The following is a 16917-nucleotide window of genomic DNA, read 5'->3' as shown; positions in this document are numbered from 1 at the left end:
TGCACGGCCCTGCCGTGTTTGATGGGGGTCAATGTCGTTTCACCCCCCATCGAGCAAGGCTGGGCCCCATGTCGACATATCGTCTCGACCGGCTGTTCTCGCCCCGATCCGTCGCCCTCGTCGGCGCCAGCCCGCGTGAGGGATCGCTCGGCCGGAAGGTTCTGGCCAATCTCAAGGCCGGCGGCTTTGCCGGCCGGCTCGCCGTGGTCAATCCGAAGTATCCTGCCATCGAGGGCATCGCGACCGTCCCCTCGATCGAGGCGCTCGAGGAGACACCCGACCTCGTCGTGCTGACGGCGCCGCCCGAATCGATCCCCGGCCTCATCGACACGGCCGGCGCACGGGGCGTTGCTGCCGCCATCATCATCACCGCCGGCCTCGGCCACGGCAGCGGATCGCTCGCCGAAAAGACCGAGCAGACGGCGCGCCGGCACGGCATCCGCCTCGTCGGCCCCAACTGCCTCGGCGTCATGGCGCCTGCGGCAAGGCTCAACGCCAGCTTCGCGGCGCGCATGCCGCTGGGCGGCGACCTGGCGCTTGTTTCCCAGTCCGGCGCCATCGCCGCGGGGCTCGTGGAATGGGCGGCAGAGCGCGCGGTGGGCTTTTCCGCCGTCGTCTCGCTCGGCGACAAAGTGGATGTCGATTTCGGCGACCTGCTCGACTATTTCGCCCTCGACCGCGGCACGCGGGCCATCCTGCTCTATGTCGAATCCATCAACGACGCCCGCAAGTTCATGTCGGCGGCGCGCGCCGCGGCCCGTGCCAAGCCGGTGGTCGTCATCAAGTCGGGCCGGCACGCGCAGGCCGCCAAGGCGGCCGCCACCCACACGGGGGCACTCGCCGGTTCCGACGCGGTCTATGATGCCGCCTTCCGGCGGGCCGGCCTGCTGCGCGTCTTCGATCTCGACGAGCTGTTCTCGGCGGCCGAAACGCTGGGGCGGCTGAAACCCTTCTCGGGCCGGCGCCTCGGCATCCTCACCAACGGCGGGGGCATCGGCGTCCTTGCCGTCGACAAGCTCGCCGATCTCGGCGGTGCGCTGGCCGACCTCTCCGCCGAGACGCTGGCGGCTCTCGACGCGGTGCTGCCGCCCACCTGGTCCCGCGCCAACCCGGTCGACATCGTTGGCGACGCCGACGCCGAACGCTACGGCGCCGCGCTCGAGGCGATGCTGGCCGACCGCGACTGCGACGCCGTTCTTGTCATGAACGTGCCGACGGCGCTCGCCTCGCCCACCGAGGCTGCCCGGCGCGTGATCGAGGTCACCGAGCGCCATCGCCGGCGCGCCATGCGGCCGAAACCCGTCTTCGCCGTCTGGCTCGGCTCCTCGGGCGCCACGGACGACCTGTTCGAGGAAGCGGCGATCCCGCATTTCGCGACGGAGGCGGATGCCGTCCAGGGCTTCATGCACATCGTGCGCTACCGCGAGGCGCAGGACCTGCTGATGGAGACGCCACCCAGCCTGCCCGAGGATTTCGCACCGCAGACGGACAAGGCACGCGCGGTGGTGGCCGGCGCGCTCGCCGAGGGACGCAGCTGGCTCGACCCGCTGGAGGTGACGGCGCTCTTCGAGGCCTATGGCCTGCCCATCACGCCGGCCGTGCTCGCCGTGACGCCGGATGAGGCCGGCGAGGTGGCGCGCCGCTTCCTCGAGGAGGGAGACCCCGTCGCCGTCAAGATCCTCTCCCCGGACATCATCCACAAGTCGGACGTCGGCGGCGTCCGGCTCAACCTCACCAACGAGGCGGCGGTGCGCGAGGCCGCCCAGGACATCCTCACACGGGCGCGCACGCTGCGACCGGAAGCGCGCATCACAGGCGTCACCATCCACCCGATGATCCTTAGGCCCAAGGCGCGCGAGCTCATCGCCGGCATCGCCGACGACGAGACCTTCGGGCCGGTCGTCGTTTTCGGCCGGGGCGGCACGGCCGTGGAGGTGATCAACGACAAGGCGCTGGCGCTGCCGCCGCTCGACCTCGCGCTCGCACGCACGCTGATTGCCCGCACGCGCGTCTCGCGCCGCCTCAAGGCCTATCGCGACGTGCCGGCAGCGGATGAGGACGCCATCGCCCTCGTGCTCGTGAAGCTCGCCCAGCTCGCCGCCGACCTGCCGGAGGTGCGGGAACTCGATATCAACCCCCTGCTCGCCGACCAGAACGGCGTGATCGCCGTCGACGCGCGCGTCGCCATCGCGCCGAGCGTCCAGCCCGCCCGCGGGCCGGCCGGCCACCCGCGCTTTGCCATCCGCCCCTACCCGAAGGAATGGGAGCGGCGCACGGCGCTGCCGGACGGCACAGGCGTCTTCATCCGCCCCGTGCGACCGGAGGACGAGGCGCTGTTCCGCAGCTTCTTCGAGAAGGTGACGCCCGAGGACCTGCGCTTGCGCTTCTTCGCGCCCATCCGCGACTTCAGCCACACCTTCATCGCCCGGCTGACCCAGCTCGACTACGCGCGGGCCATGGCGCTCGTCGCCATCGAGGAAAGCACCGGCGCCATGCTCGGCGCCGTGCGGCTGCACGCCGACGCCAACTACGACAAGGGCGAGTACGGCATCCTGGTACGCTCGGACCTGAAGGGCCGCGGCCTCGGCTGGCTTCTGATGGAGATGATCATCTCCTATGCCCGCGCCGAGGGCCTCAGTGTCATCGAGGGCCAGGTGCTGCGCGAGAACACGATGATGCTCGCCATGTGCGAGAAGCTGGGCTTCTCCGTCGGGCCTGACCCGAACGATCCCGACATCCGCCTCGTGCGGCTCGTCGTCCCGAAGGAGACACCGGCGACGGGGGGCGCCTGAAACGGCAAGGCCGCCGGCGCTGCCGGCGGCCCGGAAGGCGCCCGAGGGGCCAGATCAGTCGTCCAGCTTGCCGATGTGGTGCTGGCTGTAGAGCTGTTCGCCGAGCTTGTCGATGAGATCGAGCTGCGTCTCGAGGAAGTCGATGTGCCCCTCCTCATCGGCCATCAGTTCCTCGAACAGATCCTTCGAGGGATAATCCTTGACCGAGTGGCAGTAGGCGGCCGCCTCCTGATAAAGGGCCCGCGCCTCGTGCTCGGCGGCGAGGTCGCACTCCACCACCTCCTTGACGGACTGGCCGATGCGCAGCGGGTCGAGCACCTGAAGATTCGGATGGCCCTCGAGGAAGAGGATGCGGTCGATGAACCTGTCGGCGTGGTGCATCTCCTCAATGGATTCCTCCCGCCACTTCTTGGCGAGGTCCTTGAGGCCCCAGTTGTCCAGCATACGGTAGTGGAGCCAGTATTGGTTCACCGCCGTCAGCTCGCTGCGCAGACCGCGGTTGAGATACTCGATGACCTTGGCGTCACCCTTCATCGCTCCACTCCACAGTTTGGAAACCACAACTTAGAATCATTATAAATTAATGCCCGGGCACATCAAGGGCCCGGTCTCGCCTTCGGCGCATTTCCGCTTGCGACAGGCGCGGCTATTCCGCGGCAATGAGGGGCAGGGCCTCGGCCGGCTGCTCGGCGGGCGCCTCGGGACGCGGGCGTTTGTCAAACGGCACGACATTGTTGCCGGCGGGGACATGGGCTTCGTGCTCGGCGGCGCCGGGGCAGCCGGGACAGCCGACGTTGCAGGCGTCCATGCGCGCCGCCTGCAGGAGGCGGCGCACGGTGACGAGGCAGCGTCCGCATTCGGGATTGCAGCCGAGGCAACGATAGGCCTGTGCCGGCGAGCGCGGGGCCCCGGGGGTCTCGCTCTGCAACGTCGCGAGGATCTGCTTGTCGGTGAGGACGTTACAGGAGCAGACGATCATCGGACCCAGTTTGGAATGATTCAAAATTTTGTTGTCTTTCAATAACTTAATGACTGTCCCGGCGCTTCGCAACGCCCGAATTGCCGCAGGCTGTGCCGCCCTTTTGGGCAGGCCTGGCCGTTGCGACGGAACCACAGCGCCCCCATCTGATTCCCATGACTGGCCCGCCTTGCTGCGGCAGCAAGCGGGCTGCCCCTTTTTGGCATAGGATACGGAGCTTCCCTCAACCGACAGGAGGATAGCGATGCAAGCGAACATGCAGGACGCGGCGCGGCTCCACTATCGCTCGAGCCCGCACCTGACGGACCCCGACCATGTCATCGACTTCCCCTCGCTGGAGGATGCGGTCGCCTTCGCCATGACGCAGAACCCCGGCAACCGCGAGCTCGCCTGGGCGGATACGGCGAGCGGACGCAAGCTGCGGCCGAGCGAGATCGCCGCGCTGTGGGAGCTGCGCCGCCAGTGATCTTGGCACCCGGACAGATGGGCGCATGACGCCCCTTGCAGGAAGCCCGGCATCTTTCGGATGTCGGGCTTCTCCGTTCCTGCCCGGCAAAGAACAACGCCCGGCTGGGGAAGCCGGGCGTTGCTGGGTCGTTCGCCGTTCTGTCGGAGGAGCTCAGAACGTGTCGAACTTGTAGTTGACGCCGACGCGCACGATGCTGCCGCGGTTCTTGGCCTTGAGAACGGCAACGCTCGACGGATCGATCACACTCGGCGCAATCGCCGTCGTGTCGCCGAAGTCGTAGTAGAGATACTCGGCCTTTGCCGTCAGGTTGTTGGTGAAGGCGTACTCGAGGCCGCCACCGACCGTCCAGCCGGCCTGCGTGTCGGACTTGCTGCCGACGGCAAGCAGGGCGCCGGTAGTGTCGAAGATGCTGTGCGTCAGCTTGGTGTCGCCGTAGATCAGACCGCCGGTGGCGAAGATCAGCAGGCGATCCATCGCGGCGAAGCCGAGCCGGGCGCGCACCGTACCGAACCACTCAAGCTCCTTCTTGCCCTCGGCAAAGCTGTCCGTGGCAAAGGAGGTGCCGGTGTCGCTCATGTCGGTATACTGGATATCGGCCTCAAGACCGACCACGACCGACCCGAACTGATAATTGTAGCCGACCTGGGCACCGCCCAGGAACCCTTCCGACTTCAGCGAAAGGCTGCCCGGGGCAAGGCCCGCGCCCACCGCATCAAGATAGAGCGCGTCGCCCTGGTAGCGCGCGTTACCCGAGTCGGAGAAGCCGTAGCCGGCGTTCACACCGACATAGAAGCCCGTCCACGTGAAGACCGGCGGCAGGGGTTCGGCCGGCGGTGTGTACGTCCGGGACGGAAGATCGGCCGCAAGGGCCACAGCTCCGGAGAGAGCCAAAGCCGTCGCTGCCGCCGATAGTCGCAGGAGATTCTTCATCTGAGGCACCTCGTTGAACGAAACCTGGTCCTGTCGTGCTGGCCCGAACGGACCACTGTCTCACGCCAAAACTAAACTCGTGAAGCTGACAAAAGGAGTCAAGCGGTACATCGACCCAGCATCGCGAGCGCCAATGCATGCGACTTTCATGCAACAGCCGAATATATGCCTATGTTATCTATTGCTCATCATTAGAACAACTAATCGTATACTAACGATGGCAATGCAACCGGCCGCAGCGCGCGTGTGCGTCCCCGCGAGGAGCACAACGTGCAACTCCTAATGGAGTTCCATCCTGTGTGAAATTTCAGTCGAAACGAAGGCAGGCCCCGCAACCGGCCTGCTCGCTCATCCCGCCGTTGCAGCGCGCCTTGCCCGGCGCCTCACCCGCGGCAGGTGGCGGAAGGTGATGGCCCGGTCGTCGCTCGTCAGGCTCACGCGCTCGCGCAGCAAGCTGAGAAAGGCATCGCGCGCCGCCAGCCGCTGATGCGGCCGCCAGGCGACGCCGACGAGGGCTCCGTCAGGCGGCGGGTCCAGCAGCAGACCCTTGAGGCGGCGCGTCGTCACGCCCGGCCAGGACATGGCCGCCGTCCAGTCCGGCGCGAGCGCGAGACCGATGCCCGCGGCCACTGCGGCGAACATGGCCGGCTTCTCCGTGACCTCCTGCACCACGTTGGGCACCGTGCCGACGCTGTCGAAATAGGTCATGACGAGGTCATACGCATAGGGGCGCACGCGCCGCGAGGGCACGATGAAGGGCTCGCCCACGAGATCACGCATCGTGACGGCATCGCCCCGCGCGAGCGGATGCGTCTCCGGCATGACGACCAGCGGCATCTCGACCCGCAGGATCTCGAAGGCGCAGTCCACCTGCCGCCGCGGCGGACGCACGAGACACAGGTCGAGTTTGCCGGCGTCCAGCATCTGCAGCTGCGGCGCGGTCATCGCCTCGGTGAACTGGATATGCGAGCCCGGATAGCGCTGGCGGAACTCCGTCAGGATCTGCGGCAGGAAGCTCGCCGACGCGCCGTCGATGGCCCCGATACGCAGCACCTTGCTGGTGGAGCTTGCCGCCTCGCGCACATGGCGCGCTGCATGGTCAGCGCGGGCGAGGATCGCCTTGGCCTCGTCGAGCAGCAGGAGCCCGGCGCGCGTCAGGTTGACGCTGCGCGTCGTGCGGGCCAGCAGGCTGGCGCCCAGCTCCTCCTCCAGCGCCCTCACCTGCCGTGACAGCGCCGGCGGGGCGAGGCCCATGCGCTCCGCCGCCTTGCCGAAATGCAGCTCCTCGGCGACGGCCACGAAACACTTGAGCTGGCGCAGGTCCATGCAGCTCCCCATCCCTCCGCCGCCGGGCGGCGTTCCCGAGCCCCGATCGCCCGTCCACGGCCGGATCGGCCGATCCGGCCTGCGACCATCGGCCCCGGACGGGTGTCGCATTATAGCGATTATGTCCGTGGATTATGAAATAACTTGACGACGATCGTACGGCATACGCGCGCTAAGAGAAGGCCCCGACAGCGGGCCGACGCAATCTGGCGGCGGCAGATGTCCACTTCCGGGGCGCCGCCGGCGCTCCTTCCGACCCATGAGCTCTTAGCGTTATGGCCCTAGACACACAGACCCTGATCGCGATCGTCCAGATCATCTGGATCGACATTCTCCTGTCCGGTGACAATGCGGTCGTGATCGCGCTCGCCTGCCGGTCCCTCCCCGACAATCAGCGGCGACTCGGCGTCGTTCTGGGTGCGGGCACGGCGATCGTGCTGCGCATCATCTTTGCCTTCATCATCTCGCAGCTTCTCGCCCTGCCTTTCCTCAAGGTCGTCGGCGGCCTGCTGCTGCTGTGGATCGCGCTCAAGCTCATCCAGGGCGATGACGACGATCATGAGGTGAAGGAGAGCACCAGCCTCTGGGGAGCGGTACGCACCATCGCCATCGCAGATGCGGTGATGAGCCTCGATAACGTGCTTGCCATTTCCGCCGCCTCGCACGGCAACGTCTGGCTCTTCGTTTTCGGCATTCTTGTATCCATTCCGCTCATCGTCATCGGCTCCACGCTGATCATGGCCCTCATCGAGCGCTTCCCGATCTTCGTCTGGGCCGGCGCGGCGCTCCTGGGCTGGATTGCAGGCGAGATGCTGGTGGCCGATCCGTGGGTCGCCGAGCAGCTCGGCGGCGTCACCAAGACGATGCATTACGCCGCGGCCGTGATCGGCGCCGCCGTCGTCGTCGCCCTCGGCCTGATGGTGACGCGCCTCAACCGGAAGCCCGCGGCGCGCTGACGCGGGGGACATCGCTGTAATGAGGGCCGGCGGAAACGCCGGCCCTTTCGTTTGGGGGCTCAGCGGCAGGCGAAACGCTGCCTGATGCGCTCGAGGAGGCTGTCGCGGACGCTGCGATAGGCTGCGAGACGCTGCTCCCGCGCGCCGTGCACGACGGTCGCGTCGATCGTCGGCCAGTATTCCACCTCCACCGCCAGCGTGCGCGTCAGCTCCAGGGCGCGATGGTGCGCCTCGGGCGACAGGGTGACGATGAGGTCGAAGCCGCCATCCTCCAGATCCTCCAGCGTCTGCGGCCGGTGCCCCGCCACATCGATGCCGATCTCCTCCATCACCGCCACAGCAAAGGGATCGAGCTCCTCCGGGCGCACGCCGGCCGAGGCGACATAGAGCGAGCTGCCGAAATAGTGCCGCGCGATGCCTTCGGCCATGGGCGAGCGCACGGCATTGTGCGCGCACATGAAGAGGACGGATTGCACGCGTTTGCCGCCGGCCTCGGGCGCCATGCACCTAGCCCTTCCAGTGCAGCGCGAAGATGAGGGTGAAAAGCCGGCGCGCGGTGTCGAAATCCACCTCGATCTTGCCGGCGAGGCGCTCCCGCAGCAGCTCCGCCGCCTCGTCGTGCAGCCCGCGCCGGCCCATGTCGATGGCTTCGATCTGCGCCGGCGAGGCCGAGCGGATGGCCGCGTAGTAGCTCTCGCAGACGAGCCTGTAGTCCTTGATGACGCGGCGGAACGGTGTCAGCGAGAGAAAATGCGTCACCACCGGCTCGGAGGCGCTGTTGCGCACCTCGAGCGCCAGCTTCTTCTCCACCAGGGCAACATGCAGCGCATAGGGCCCGCCGTCGTGGCCCGGCACGGCGAAATAGTTGCGCTCCAGGATGTCCCAGATGGCTGTGGCGCGCTCATGCTCCTGATCGGGATTGCCGCGACCGAGCGACCCCTCGTCGAGCGTGACGGCGGTCAGCGTGCAGCGCTTCGTCGGGTCGGCCGCGCTCACGGGATCCCTCCGCTACCTGTTGAGCCTGATCGCGACCGAGCGGGCGTGCGCGTCGAGCCCCTCAGCCTCGCCAAGCGCGATCGCAGCGTCCGCCAGCGCCCTCAACCCTTCGGGGCCGCAGCGCAGGATGGAGGTGCGCTTCATGAAGTCGAGCACCCCCAGCCCGGACGAGAAGCGGGCCGAGCGAGCCGTCGGCAGCACGTGGTTGGAGCCCCCGACATAGTCGCCGATAGCCTCCGGCGTGTAGCCGCCGAGGAAGATGGCGCCGGCGTTGCGCACGCCCGCCGCCAGGCTGTCGGCATCCTCGGCCAGGATCTCGAGATGCTCAGGGGCGAAACGGTCAACGATGGGCAGCGCCTCCGCGAGACGCCCGACGACGATCACCGCGCCGAAGTCGCGCCAGCTCGCGCCGGCGATGGCGGCGCGCGGCAGGGTCTTGAGCTGGTCTTCCACCGCCTGCTCGACCGCGTCGGCGAGCGCGGCATTGTCGGTGATGAGCACCGACTGGGCGGCGGTGTCGTGTTCGGCCTGGGCGAGAAGGTCGGCTGCGATCCAGGCCGGGTTGGCGGAGCTGTCCGCCAGCACGAGCACCTCGGAGGGGCCCGCGATCATGTCGATGCCGACCGTGCCGAAAACGCGGCGCTTGGCCGCCGCCACATAGGCATTGCCCGGCCCGACGATCTTGGCCACGGGCGCGATGGTCTGCGTGCCGAGGGCCAGCGCCGCAACCGCCTGCGCCCCGCCGATGCGGTAGATCTCGTCGACGCCGGCAAGATGCGCGGCCGCGAGCACGAGGGGGTTGAGTTCGCCGCGCGGCGACGGCACCACCATGACGATGCGCGGCACGCCGGCCACCTTGGCCGGCACGGCATTCATCAGCACGGAGGACGGATAGCTCGCCGTGCCGCCCGGCACGTAGAGGCCGACGGCCTCGATGGCCGTCCACCGCCAGCCGAGGCCGACACCGAGATCGTCCGTGAAGGTAACATCCTCGGGGCGCTGGCGTCGGTGGAAGGCCTCGATGCGAGCCTTGGCCGTCTCGAGCGAGGCGAGCGTCTTCGCGTCGCAGCGGGCGAGCGCCTCCTCGATCTCGGCGGGCGTGACGCGCAGCGTCTCGGGCGTCAGCTCCAGGCCGTCGAAACGGCGCGTGTAGTCGATGACGGCGGCATCGCCGCGCTCCGCCACCTCGGCAATGATGGCGCGCACGGCCTCGTCGACGTCCTGCGAGACCTCGCGCTTCATCGCGAGCAGGCGCCCGAGGGCCTCCTCGAAATCGGGAGCGCGGCTATCGATCCTCAGCGCCATCGTCAGGCCTGCCTTTCGTCTTCGTCGTCGAGGGGATGGTAGGGTCGGCTGATGGCCTCCCAGGCCGGTCCCAGATCCTTGAGCTGCGCCTCGATGCACTCGACGTCGAGCGCAATGGCGGCGCCGCCGGAAAAGTGCAGCGTGACCGTGCCACCGGGCGCATCCCGCTCCTCGAAGGTGGCGGCCAGCAGGCTGAGCACGGCATCGGGATCGCCCGGTCTGACGGCCCGGGTGCGGGCGGCCATCACCCGCTCGAAATGCAGGGCCGCAAGACGCCGGCGTGGCGGCACGTCGGGAGGCGCCTGCCAGTCGTAACGCCTGAGCTCCAGGGCGAAGCGCCGCTCACGCGGCAGATAGACGAGATCGCGCACGCGCACGACGGCGTCCTGCACATGGGCCGAGAGGACTGCAAGATCCTGCCCATCGAGCGCGACGAGCTTCAACGGCTCCATCTTCAACGGCTCCACGACCGACCGGCTGTGTTCGCCATGTTGTTATCGGCGCAACCTGCCGCTGACAACCGACCCTGCCGGAGAACGCAGGGATGAGACGCTTCGGGTTGAACCATTCACCTTCATGAACCGTTCAGCACCTGTGGTGCTATCTGATGGCAGCGCCGAAGCACGGATGGCCGAAGGCCGCGGGCGGCGCCTGGATGAGACGATGATGACAAGGATCGTTCTGTTTGCGCTCGCCGCCATTGCGGCATCCATTCTGATCAGCTCCCCGCCGGCGTTGGCCCAGCCCTACGGCTGGGGCCCGCCGCGCTATGAGGAAGGCTGGGGGCCGCGCCGCCCGCCGCCCCCGCCGCCCCCGCCCCCGCCGCCCGGCTGGGGTCGCGGCGGCTGGGATCGCGGCTGGGGGCCGCCGCCCCCGCGCGGCGAACGCTTCGGCAGCGTATGCGTCACCTCACGCGGCAACTGCAATGCCGGCTTTCGTGCGCCGCGCAACACGCCCTGCCGCTGCTTCATCCCCGGTTTCGGCGAGAAGCGCGGCGCCATCGGCTTCTGAAGCACCACAGGTTCGCTCGAAGAAGACCCGGCCCATGCCGGGTCTTTGTCTTTTCAGCCGGAGATACGCTCGATCTCGGCGCCGCAGCGACTGAGCTTGCTTTCCAAGGCCTCGAAGCCGCGGTCAAGGTGATAGACCCGGTTCACCATCGTCTCGCCTTCCGCCGCGAGCGCGGCGATGACGAGCGAGACGGAGGCGCGCAGGTCCGTCGCCATGACGGGCGCGCCCTTCAGTCGCGCCACGCCTTCGACATAGGCAGCGTCGCCGTCGAGGCGGATGCGCGCGCCGAGGCGGGCGAGCTCCTGCACGTGCATGAAGCGGTTCTCGAAGATCGTCTCCCGGATGCGGCTGGTGCCCTTGCCGCGCGTCATCAGGGCCATGAGCTGGGCCTGCAGGTCTGTCGGGAAGCCGGGGAACGGCTCCGTGGTGACGTTGACTGCCTCGATGACCGAACCGTTGCGGCGCACACGGATCCCCTCGTTGGTGGAGGAGATGTCGACCCCGGCGCCCGACAGCACGTCAAGGGCAGACTGCAGCAGCTCCGGGCGCGCCCCCTCGAGCAGCACATCGCCGCCCGTCATGGCCACAGCCATGGCGTAGGTGCCGGTCTCGATCCGGTCCGGCAGGACATGGTGCTCCGCGCCACCCAGTCGCGCCACTCCCTCGACAACGATGCGCGAGGTGCCGGCACCACTGATGCGCGCACCCATCTTGATGAGGCACTCGGCGAGATCGACCACCTCCGGCTCGCGCGCCGCATTGTCGATGACAGTCGTGCCATGGGCGAGGGTGGCAGCCATGAGGGCAACATGGGTGCCCCCCACCGTCACCTTTGGAAAGGCAAACTCGGCGCCCCTGAGGCCCTTCGGTGCACGGGCGACAGCATAGCCGCCGTCGATGTCGATCTCGGCGCCGAGCTTCTCCAGCGCCATGATGAGCAGGTCCACCGGCCGCGTGCCGATGGCGCAGCCGCCGGGCAGGGAAACGCGGGCCTCGCCCATGCGGGCCAGCAGTGGCGCGATGACCCAGAAGCTCGCCCGCATCTTCGAGACGAGCTCGTAGGGCGCGCAGGTGTCGATGATGTCACGGGCGCGCAGGCTGATGGACTGGCCCGTCTCGCTCGTCTGGCCCAGACGCTTGCCGGCGATGCTGTGGTCGACTCCGTGGTTGGAGAGGATGCGCAGCAGGAGCGACACGTCGGCGAGGCGTGGCACGTTGTGCAGTTCCAGCGTCTCGTCCGTCAGCAGGCTCGCGATCATCAGCGGCAGGGCTGCGTTCTTGGCGCCGGAAATGGGAATGACGCCATCCAGCTTGTGGCCGCCAACGATGCGAATGCGATCCATGTGTTGTTCCTCGATTGACCGGGCCTGTGGCCGAGACGCCGGCGATCAGCCCTTCTGGTCGCGCCCGGCGCCTTGCACGGGTTCATTCGTGGCGCACGGCGCCTGGCCGCGCTTTTCCGCCGCACGCTCGCGCATCTGGCGCTTGCGCCGTTTCAAATTCTCCCGCAGCGCCGCGGCAAGACGCTCCTTCTTGTCGGGAGGCAGTGCGTGCGACATGCTCGAAGACCCGGTTCCTCGAAGGGTGATCGATAGCCGGCATCGGCGCACAGGACAAGCACAGGTTTCGGCCCGTCCACCCGCGATGCCGCTGCGCCCGTCACAGGCTGCATGGTGCCGACTGCGGCGATGCGGCCTATTGTGCAACGCGACATGGTGTGGAACGAGAGCAGTAACAACATGACAATGAGCAACCTTGCCCTGGCAGGGCAGCGGTTGTTCACCGGACTGGTTCCAAACTTGGTCTGCCGCCGGCGCGGCGGACGGATGTGATCATGAACTACGACAGCTATTTCGACGAAGCGCTCGGCCTTCTGCACAAGGAGCGCCGCTACCGCGTCTTCATCACCATCGAACGCGATGTCGAGCGGTTTCCGCGGGCCGTCTGGCACAGCGACCAGGGGCCGCGCGATGTCGTGGTGTGGTGCACCAACGACTACCTCGGCATGGGCCGCCATCCGGCCGTGATCGAGGCCATGGTCACGACGGCGCGGCGCATGGGCGCAGGCGCCGGCGGCACGCGCAACATCGCCGGCAACAGCGCGCCGATCGTCGACCTCGAGCGCACGCTCGCCGAGCTGCACCGCAAGGATGCTGCGCTCGTCTTCACGTCCGGCTACGTCTCCAACGAGACGGGCATCGCCACCATCGCCAGGCTGCTGCCGGACTGCCTCATCCTCTCGGATGAGAAGAACCACAATTCCATGATTGAGGGCGTGCGCCGCTCCGGCGCCGAGAAGGTGATCTTTCGCCACAACGACCTCGAGCACCTGGAGGATCTGCTGCGCCAGGCCGGCAAGACGCGGCCCAAGCTCATCGTCTTCGAGAGCGTCTATTCCATGGATGGGGATGTTTCCCCCATCCACGCCATCTGCGACCTCGCCGAGCGCTACGGCGCCATGACCTACATCGACGAGGTGCATGCCGCCGGCCTCTACGGCGCGCGCGGCGCGGGCTATGCGGAAGAGGTGGGTGCGCTTCACCGCCTCGACGTGATCGAGGCGACGCTCGCCAAGGGCTTCGGCTGCGTCGGCGGCTACATCGCGGCGCGGCGCAACATCGTCGATGCGGTCCGCTCGCACGCCCACGGCTTCATCTTCACGACGGCCCTGCCCCCGGCCGTGGCCGCGGCGGCCACGGCCTCGGTCCGCCACCTGATGGCGAGCGGCGAGGAGCGCCAGCGCCACCGCCAGCAGGTCGCGCTGACCAAGGCCTCGCTCTCGGCCGCCGGCATCCCGGTCAAGCCCGGCCCGACGCACATCGTGCCGGTGATGGTGGGCGACCCCGAGCGCGCCAAGCAGGCGAGCGACATGCTGCTGGCCGAGCACGGCATCTACGTGCAGCCCATCAACTACCCGACGGTCGCCCGCGGCACGGAGCGCCTGCGCATCACGCCGACGCCGTTCCACGACGCGGGCATGATCGAGCACCTCACCGATTCGCTCGTCACCGTCTGGAAGCAGCTGAAGCTGCCCTTCGTGGACCGCGCAGCCGCCGCCTGAGGACGCATTCCGGGGCCAACGATCCACAGGCTGCCGGCCCCGACAAAAATGCCGCGCCGACCCGGCTTGCGCCGGCGCCCCCCTTGTGGCAGTGTCCGCGCGCTTCTGCCCCCTCGGGGCCCCGCTGCCGTAGCTCAGTGGTAGAGCACTCCCTTGGTAAGGGAGAGGTCGCGAGTTCAATCCTCGCCGGCAGCACCAGCCAACAGCCTGAAAAACCAGGGGAAATTTACGCCGCGCTGCAATCGTGTTTGCGCAGCGCGATGCAGAACATTGCAAGAGCATTCAGGTATTTTGGCACGTTTTTGACACGCGGACTTCCGCTTTTATTCACGGGCGCGCGCCCTGATGTGGCACCAGGGCCCGACCGTGTGATTGTGGGTGGCGATTGTGGGTGGCGGGTGCCGCGTTGCCCCGGGCGCGCCAGCATTTTCTGATGAACGCGCGGATCAACCACATTCTGCAATTATAAAAAGATTAATAAAATTTAGGACATATAAGAATTAGGCACTGGATGCATTCAAGAAGCACCGGCGCCCGATTCCCCTGCCAAGCTCTTCCGCATAAATTCTGAACTGCGATTCGTATCCGTCAACCAGAGGGCGGAACGACGGGCGCCGCGCGCCGATTACTTGCAATCATACCAATATATACATTTCTCCAACTCACAATTGTGGAGATATAAAAATGTCGACTGCAGGCGACGATATTGCTGAGATTAATCTGACGGTTGTCGGTCAGCACTATGCTCTAGGCGGTAACGACATAATTTATGTACTCAATAGAGCTCAATCCATTCCAAACGGAATTATAATATATGGCGGATCTGGAATCGACACGCTCGACTTTTCCTCCAGGATGTCATCCAGCGCCTGTACTGGCTGGATCGAATTTTCGTCTTACGGCGACTATTTCACCCTTAGATCATATAGCGGCTCCAGGGCCAACGTCTATGGCATCGAGAAGATAATAGGCCAACATAACGCAGTAAACTACGCGTACCTCAATACGCTAACCTATGCTATCGACTTCACGGACGGCAACCTGAACGACGTCATCCGCGTCTCCAAGTATGGCGGCACCTATCGTGGCGGGGCAGGAAACGACTCGATCGTTGACTACGGCTCCGATGCCGCGGTGGCCGGATGGAGGCAGCGGCCGCGACGTCTTTATCATCCGCGCCTCCGGCGGCAACGATGTGATCACGGACTTCTCGACTGTAGACTATCTCGATCTGCGGCCGATGGGTTACATGAGTCTGGCTGCGATCCTCAATATCGCGTCGGACTACAATGGTAATCTCGTCTTCGATTTCGGAACCGGCAACACGCTGACGCTCGAGAACTTCAGCAAGGCCCAGCTGACAGCGGAAATGTTGCTCCTGACAGAGGATACGAGTTCGACCCTGACAGAGGGCGACGACAATTACGACGATGCTCCCGGCGGACATCTGATCGACGCACTCGGCGGCAACGACACCGTGCGAGGCCAGGACGGGAACGACACCATCCTCGGCAACTCCGGAGATGACCTGCTCTACGGCAACGACGGAGATGACGAAATCGACGGCGGAGCAGGCAACGACACAATTCTCGGCGGCAGCGGCAGCAACAAGCTCACTGGCGGGACTGGTAACGACGTCTTCGTCTATCAAGGCGGGGTCGATACAATTACGGACTTCTCATCCGTGAGCAACAACCGTGATGTGATCGACGTGTCCGCTACCGGTCTGACGACCTTCGCCGCTGTCATGGCGACGGCGCAGCAGATCGATAGCGACACCGTCTTTACCTTCGGCGCCGGCCAGACGCTCACCGTCAAGAATCGCGCGCTCAACCAGTTTACAGCCGAAGATTTCGGCCTCACCGACACGTCAGGCACTCCGGACACGGTGCTCGGCGGGGACACCGGCGACTATATGGACGGCGGCGGCGGTAACGATCTCCTCAGTGGCGGTGGCGGCAACGACTCCATCGCAGGTGGCTACGGAGATGACACGATTTTCGGCAGCACGGGCAACGACGTCATCTCGGGTGGCGACGGCAACGACACCCTGATCGGCGGTGAAGGCAACGACTGGCTCGACGGGGCCGCGGGCGACGACTGGCTGTTCGGCCAAGCCGGCCATGACACACTCCTGGGTGGGGCAGGCGCCGACTACATGGAAGGCGGGGCTGGCAACGACCTCTTCTACGGCGAAGCGGGCAACGACACGCTGCTGGGCGGCGACGGTAACGATGTCATGGCCGGACACGAAGGCAACGACTACCTTGCCGGCGGAAACGGCAATGACGAGCTTCACGGCGGGGGCGGCGACGACCTGCTGGAGGGCGGCGCCGACAACGATACCCTGATCGGTGCAAGTGGCAACGATACGCTCGCCGGCGGTGCGGGCGACGATTGGCTGTACGGCCAGGGCGGGCAGGATGTCTTCGTCTTCCGGCCTGGAGAAGGCCTCAGCCGCGTGATGGACTTCAATGTCGGAGGCGAAGCTGACTACGTGAGCATGCAGGGCTTCGGCTTCACCAGCGTGGCCGAGGCCGGCGCCTACTTCATCGACACCGGCGGCGGGGTCTATTTCGACTACGCCGGCACGCAGATCGCCATCTTCGGCATCAGCAAGGAGACGCTCGAGAGCAGCCTCCTCATCGCGTGAGGGACGACCCGGAGTCAATGCAGGGCCGGCGGCGAAACCGCCGGCCCTTTCTCCGCCGCGCCGCCGATGCCTTCAGGCAAGGTTCATCTTCTATATTTCAGTACTGGTTACCACCTCCATGGGAAGGTGGCGGGCTCTGCGATCGGGGGGATCGCACCATGACGTATGAAGCGCACATCGATCGGACTCGACCCGCCCTCGGACGACAACGGGGAGGGCGCACAGGCACGGCCCGGCACGCGCCGCCGCACAAGGCGCGGGCCAACAGCCGCCGTCCATGAACGTCGCGGAACCCCGGAGGGGCATCCATCGTTGCCCCGCGGACCTTTCCGCGATCAGGCCACCCCTCGTACGGTCAGCCCCCCCGCGCGGGACACGGACGCCGCGCTCCCTGCCAGCAAGGAACCCGCACCGGCACCGGGACAGCATACCGACGTCC

16 protein-coding genes and 1 tRNA gene are annotated in these 16917 nt (G+C 66.6%); 7 read left to right on the top strand and 10 right to left on the bottom strand.

Annotation, left to right across the window (positions count from 1 at the left end; translation table 11 throughout):
• Positions 1 to 68 precede the first annotated feature (68 nt).
• Complete coding sequence (locus tag HNQ73_RS16060) at positions 69 to 2792, top strand: bifunctional acetate--CoA ligase family protein/GNAT family N-acetyltransferase (protein ID WP_183336121.1); 2724 nt, start codon at positions 69 to 71, stop codon at positions 2790 to 2792.
• A gap of 54 nt (positions 2793 to 2846) precedes the next feature.
• Here HNQ73_RS16060 and bfr read toward each other — a convergent pair whose 3' ends face one another.
• Together bfr and HNQ73_RS16050 are read right to left on the bottom strand one after the other, a co-directional pair.
• Positions 2847 to 3326: a bacterioferritin gene (bfr, locus tag HNQ73_RS16055; RefSeq protein ID WP_183336120.1), complete on the bottom strand. Its 480-nt coding sequence runs from the start codon at positions 3324 to 3326 to the stop codon at positions 2847 to 2849.
• Positions 3327 to 3438: 112 nt separating this feature from the next.
• Positions 3439 to 3813 carry a (2Fe-2S)-binding protein gene (locus HNQ73_RS16050; protein WP_183336119.1) on the bottom strand — a complete coding sequence of 125 codons (375 nt, stop codon included), beginning with the start codon at positions 3811 to 3813 and terminating at the stop codon, positions 3439 to 3441.
• 202 nt (positions 3814 to 4015) lie between these two features.
• Here HNQ73_RS16050 and HNQ73_RS16045 point away from each other — a divergent pair, with 202 nt between their 5' ends.
• Complete coding sequence (locus HNQ73_RS16045) at positions 4016 to 4237, top strand: hypothetical protein (protein WP_183336118.1); 222 nt, start codon at positions 4016 to 4018, stop codon at positions 4235 to 4237.
• Positions 4238 to 4390: 153 nt separating this feature from the next.
• On the opposite strand, the gene HNQ73_RS16040 is transcribed toward HNQ73_RS16045, so the two are convergent.
• Both HNQ73_RS16040 and HNQ73_RS16035 read right to left on the bottom strand, forming a co-directional pair.
• Complete coding sequence (locus tag HNQ73_RS16040; protein WP_183336117.1) at positions 4391 to 5170, bottom strand: outer membrane protein; 780 nt, start codon at positions 5168 to 5170, stop codon at positions 4391 to 4393.
• A 348-nt stretch (positions 5171 to 5518) separates the two neighbouring features.
• Positions 5519 to 6496, bottom strand: a complete 978-nt coding sequence (locus HNQ73_RS16035) for a LysR family transcriptional regulator (protein ID WP_183336116.1) — start codon at positions 6494 to 6496, stop codon at positions 5519 to 5521.
• Positions 6497 to 6771: 275 nt separating this feature from the next.
• On the opposite strand from HNQ73_RS16035, the gene HNQ73_RS16030 reads away from it, so the two are divergent.
• Complete coding sequence (locus HNQ73_RS16030) at positions 6772 to 7452, top strand: TerC family protein (RefSeq protein WP_183336114.1); 681 nt, start codon at positions 6772 to 6774, stop codon at positions 7450 to 7452.
• A gap of 59 nt (positions 7453 to 7511) precedes the next feature.
• On the opposite strand, the gene HNQ73_RS16025 is transcribed toward HNQ73_RS16030, so the two are convergent.
• The 4 genes from HNQ73_RS16025 to HNQ73_RS16010 are packed head-to-tail and all read right to left on the bottom strand — an operon-like array spanning position 7512 to position 10205.
• Positions 7512 to 7955, bottom strand: coding sequence for an arsenate reductase ArsC (locus HNQ73_RS16025; RefSeq protein ID WP_183336112.1), 444 nt, complete (start codon positions 7953 to 7955; stop codon positions 7512 to 7514).
• Positions 7956 to 7959: 4 nt separating this feature from the next.
• A complete protein-coding gene (locus HNQ73_RS16020; protein WP_183336110.1) occupies positions 7960 to 8448 on the bottom strand; it encodes a UPF0262 family protein in 489 nt (162 codons plus the stop codon).
• A 12-nt stretch (positions 8449 to 8460) separates the two neighbouring features.
• Positions 8461 to 9753 carry a histidinol dehydrogenase gene (hisD, locus tag HNQ73_RS16015; protein ID WP_183336108.1) on the bottom strand — a complete coding sequence of 431 codons (1293 nt, stop codon included), beginning with the start codon at positions 9751 to 9753 and terminating at the stop codon, positions 8461 to 8463.
• A gap of 2 nt (positions 9754 to 9755) precedes the next feature.
• Positions 9756 to 10205, bottom strand: coding sequence for a DUF2948 family protein (locus HNQ73_RS16010; protein WP_183336106.1), 450 nt, complete (start codon positions 10203 to 10205; stop codon positions 9756 to 9758).
• 211 nt (positions 10206 to 10416) lie between these two features.
• Here HNQ73_RS16010 and HNQ73_RS16005 point away from each other — a divergent pair, with 211 nt between their 5' ends.
• On the top strand, positions 10417 to 10764 hold the full coding sequence (locus HNQ73_RS16005; protein ID WP_183336104.1) for a hypothetical protein: 348 nt from the start codon (positions 10417 to 10419) through the stop codon (positions 10762 to 10764).
• A 53-nt stretch (positions 10765 to 10817) separates the two neighbouring features.
• On the opposite strand, the gene murA is transcribed toward HNQ73_RS16005, so the two are convergent.
• Entirely contained in the window at positions 10818 to 12107 is a 1290-nt protein-coding gene (gene murA / locus HNQ73_RS16000; protein ID WP_183336102.1) for a UDP-N-acetylglucosamine 1-carboxyvinyltransferase, read from the bottom strand.
• Between the two features lie 45 nt (positions 12108 to 12152).
• Positions 12153 to 12323, bottom strand: a complete 171-nt coding sequence (locus HNQ73_RS15995) for a hypothetical protein (RefSeq protein ID WP_183336153.1) — start codon at positions 12321 to 12323, stop codon at positions 12153 to 12155.
• A 275-nt stretch (positions 12324 to 12598) separates the two neighbouring features.
• On the opposite strand from HNQ73_RS15995, the gene hemA reads away from it, so the two are divergent.
• From hemA to HNQ73_RS15980, 3 genes are all read left to right on the top strand, one after another.
• The gene (gene hemA, locus HNQ73_RS15990; RefSeq protein ID WP_183336100.1) at positions 12599 to 13825 is read left to right on the top strand and encodes a 5-aminolevulinate synthase; all 1227 of its coding nucleotides are present in this window, start codon (positions 12599 to 12601) and stop codon (positions 13823 to 13825) included.
• 123 nt (positions 13826 to 13948) lie between these two features.
• Positions 13949 to 14023, top strand: a tRNA-Thr gene (locus tag HNQ73_RS15985).
• 913 nt (positions 14024 to 14936) lie between these two features.
• Positions 14937 to 16478, top strand: a complete 1542-nt coding sequence (locus HNQ73_RS15980) for a calcium-binding protein (protein WP_183336098.1) — start codon at positions 14937 to 14939, stop codon at positions 16476 to 16478.
• Positions 16479 to 16917 lie beyond the last annotated feature (439 nt).

The organism is Chelatococcus composti (assembly GCF_014201415.1).
GTDB classification, from domain to species: domain Bacteria; phylum Pseudomonadota; class Alphaproteobacteria; order Rhizobiales; family Beijerinckiaceae; genus Chelatococcus_A; species Chelatococcus_A composti.
This window is presented reverse-complemented; position numbering and strand designations above follow the sequence as displayed.

What these genes read in the sequence shown, in the direction of transcription:
- HNQ73_RS16060 (WP_183336121.1), top strand. Translation starts at nt 69, where the DNA reads ATGTCGACATATCGTCTCGACCGGCTGTTCTCGCCCCGATCCGTCGCC.
- bfr (WP_183336120.1), bottom strand. Translation starts at nt 3,326, where the DNA reads ATGAAGGGTGACGCCAAGGTCATCGAGTATCTCAACCGCGGTCTGCGC.
- HNQ73_RS16045 (WP_183336118.1), top strand. Translation starts at nt 4,016, where the DNA reads ATGCAAGCGAACATGCAGGACGCGGCGCGGCTCCACTATCGCTCGAGC.
- HNQ73_RS16040 (WP_183336117.1), bottom strand. Translation starts at nt 5,170, where the DNA reads ATGAAGAATCTCCTGCGACTATCGGCGGCAGCGACGGCTTTGGCTCTC.
- HNQ73_RS16035 (WP_183336116.1), bottom strand. Translation starts at nt 6,496, where the DNA reads ATGGACCTGCGCCAGCTCAAGTGTTTCGTGGCCGTCGCCGAGGAGCTG.
- HNQ73_RS16030 (WP_183336114.1), top strand. Translation starts at nt 6,772, where the DNA reads ATGGCCCTAGACACACAGACCCTGATCGCGATCGTCCAGATCATCTGG.
- HNQ73_RS16025 (WP_183336112.1), bottom strand. Translation starts at nt 7,955, where the DNA reads ATGGCGCCCGAGGCCGGCGGCAAACGCGTGCAATCCGTCCTCTTCATG.
- hisD (WP_183336108.1), bottom strand. Translation starts at nt 9,753, where the DNA reads ATGGCGCTGAGGATCGATAGCCGCGCTCCCGATTTCGAGGAGGCCCTC.
- HNQ73_RS16010 (WP_183336106.1), bottom strand. Translation starts at nt 10,205, where the DNA reads ATGGAGCCGTTGAAGCTCGTCGCGCTCGATGGGCAGGATCTTGCAGTC.
- HNQ73_RS16005 (WP_183336104.1), top strand. Translation starts at nt 10,417, where the DNA reads ATGATGACAAGGATCGTTCTGTTTGCGCTCGCCGCCATTGCGGCATCC.
- murA (WP_183336102.1), bottom strand. Translation starts at nt 12,107, where the DNA reads ATGGATCGCATTCGCATCGTTGGCGGCCACAAGCTGGATGGCGTCATT.
- HNQ73_RS15995 (WP_183336153.1), bottom strand. Translation starts at nt 12,323, where the DNA reads ATGTCGCACGCACTGCCTCCCGACAAGAAGGAGCGTCTTGCCGCGGCG.
- hemA (WP_183336100.1), top strand. Translation starts at nt 12,599, where the DNA reads ATGAACTACGACAGCTATTTCGACGAAGCGCTCGGCCTTCTGCACAAG.